The sequence below is a fragment of the Streptomyces sparsus genome (assembly GCF_054776295.1).
The window spans coordinates 1-2248 of sequence record NZ_BAAHCA010000814.1; the positions used below are offsets into that span (position 1 = coordinate 1).

A 2248-nucleotide genomic window follows, 5' to 3' on the forward strand; every position below is an offset into this window, starting at 1 on the left:
CCCCGCCGGTCAGGTCGCCGCGGCCAGCCGCCACAGCGAGGTGGTCTCGGCGGCCCGGGCGGCGTGCAGCGGGTCGTCGGGGTCCGAGGCGCGCGGGTGCACCGGTCGCGCGTCGAGCCGGTCCACGACCCGCAGTCCGGCGCCGTCGAGGAGGTCGAGCAGCTCCTGGCGGCTGCGCAGCTCCAGCAGTTCGGCGAGGTCGGACAGGATCAGCCAGCCCTCACCGCCGGGCGTGAGCCGCTCCGCCAGGCCGGTCAGGAAGCCGCGCAGCATGCGGCTGCCCGGGTCGTAGACGGCGTGGTCGACCGACGAGGCCGGCTTGGCCGGCAGCCAGGGCGGGTTGCACACCACCAGCGGGGCCCGGCCCTCGGGGAACAGGTCCGCTTCGACGACCGTGACCCGGTCGGCGGCTCCGAGCCGCTCGGCGTTCTCCCGCGCGCAGGCGAGCGCGCGCGGGTCCTGGTCGGTGGCGGTGACCCGCTGCACGCCGCGGCGGGCGAGCAGCACCGCGAGCACCCCGGTGCCGGTGCCGATGTCGAAGGCCGCGGAGCGGTCGTCGGGCAGCGGGGCCCGTGCGACCAGGTCGACGTACTCGCCGCGGACGGGGGCGAAGACGCCGTAGTGGGGATGGACGCGGTCGTCCCCGAGCGCGTGCACGGGCACACCCCGGCGCCGCCACTCGTGGGCGCCGATCACGCCGAGCAGTTCCCGCAGCGGCACGGCGAAGGGCGGGCCCGCCGGGTCGGGCGGCCCGTAGGCCTCCGCGCACGCCTCGCGGACCTCCGGGGCCCGGCTCAGCGGCACGGTGTGGTCGGCGTCCACCGGGATCAGCAGCATGTTCAGGAGGCGGGCCCTGCGTCCCTGCGCCCGGCGGTGCAGGTGGAAGGCCTCACGGGCGTCGGCGGCCGGGGCGGGGCTGCTGCGGTCGGCCCGGCGGCCCATCGCGGCCAGTAGTTGCCGGGCGCCGGGGAAGTCCCCGCGCCACAGCAGCGCGGTGCCCTCGCAGACGAGCTTGAAGGCGGCGTCGGCGCGCATCCGGTCGTCGGCCTCCACCACCCGCTTGGGCACCGGGGCCGCGGACTCCGAACGCCAGTGCAGCGGCGGCACCGAAGGGTCAAGGGGAAGCACGTCCATGTCGAGGACTCTAACCACCCGGCGAGGGCCGGAACGCCACCGAGCCGCCCGCTCGCCTGCACGGACCCGCGGCAGGTGCGCGACGCGAGTCACGCGCGGGCGCAGCGGCTCACGCGCCCCGCGCGCTACCTGCCCCCGATGACAACCTGGCGCAGGTCAGCGTTATTCGGTACAAGCAGATCATGGCTACACCAATCACCGCGAACGGCATGCTGTCCGCACTGCGGGCGAACGGTCTCCGCGTGGTCGAGTCCGGCAACTGGCGGACGCACCACCGAAATCACAAGGGCGCCTGGGGCCCGGTGCACGGCGTCATGATCCATCACACCGTGACCAGAGGGTCCCAGCGCACGGTCCGACTCTGCCGGAACGGCTATCCCGGCCTGCCGGGGCCGCTGTGCCACGGCGTGATCACCAAGGACGGCACGGTCCATCTCGTCGGCCACGGCCGCGCCAACCACGCCGGGCTGGGCGACGCGGACGTGCTGCGCGCGGTCATCGCCGAGCGGCGCACCCCGCCGCCCGACCGGCGGGACACCGACGGCAACAGCCGCTTCTACGGCTTCGAGTGCGAGAACCTCGGCGACGGGCGGGACCCGTGGCCCGAAGCGCAGCTGGAGGCGATCGAACGGGCCGCGGCGGCGCTCTGCCGCCACCACGGCTGGAACGAGTGGTCGGTCATCGGCCACCTGGAATGGACCCATCACAAGATCGATCCGCGCGGCTTCACCATGGACGCCATGCGGGAGCGCATCGGGAAGCGATTGCGGTGACAATCGGGGCATGACCGCTGCCCCCCGCTCCGACCGGCCCGCCGAGCCCGATGCCCCGGCCGGGCCGGAGAGCCTGGGCGCCCGGCTGCCCTCACCGCTCCAGGAGGTGGACGACGAGCGGTTCACCTCACGTGGCCTGCGACTGCTGCTGAAGCGCGACGACCTCATCCACCCGGAGCTGCCCGGCAACAAGTGGCGCAAGCTCGTGCCGAACCTGCACGCCGCGGCCCGGGCGGGTCGGCGCACCCTGCTGACCTTCGGCGGCGCCTACTCCAACCACCTGCGCGCCACCGCCGCGGCCGGCCGGCTGCTCGGCCTGGACACGGTCGGCGTCGTCCGGG

The 2248-nt window shown here is 75.0% G+C and carries 2 protein-coding genes and 1 pseudogene; 2 read left to right on the forward strand and 1 reads right to left on the reverse strand.

The genetic code is table 11. From position 1 onward, the window contains the following. Positions 1-9: 9 nt before the first annotated feature. Positions 10-1134, reverse strand: coding sequence for a methyltransferase (locus ACYVE9_RS23725; RefSeq protein WP_461029932.1), 1125 nt, complete (start codon positions 1132-1134; stop codon positions 10-12). A gap of 182 nt (positions 1135-1316) precedes the next feature. Here ACYVE9_RS23725 and ACYVE9_RS23730 point away from each other — a divergent pair, with 182 nt between their 5' ends. Beyond that, complete coding sequence (locus ACYVE9_RS23730) at positions 1317-1907, forward strand: N-acetylmuramoyl-L-alanine amidase (protein WP_461029933.1); 591 nt, start codon at positions 1317-1319, stop codon at positions 1905-1907. Between the two features lie 10 nt (positions 1908-1917). Continuing rightward, positions 1918-2248, forward strand: a pseudogene (locus ACYVE9_RS23735) (1-aminocyclopropane-1-carboxylate deaminase); the annotation flags it as partial.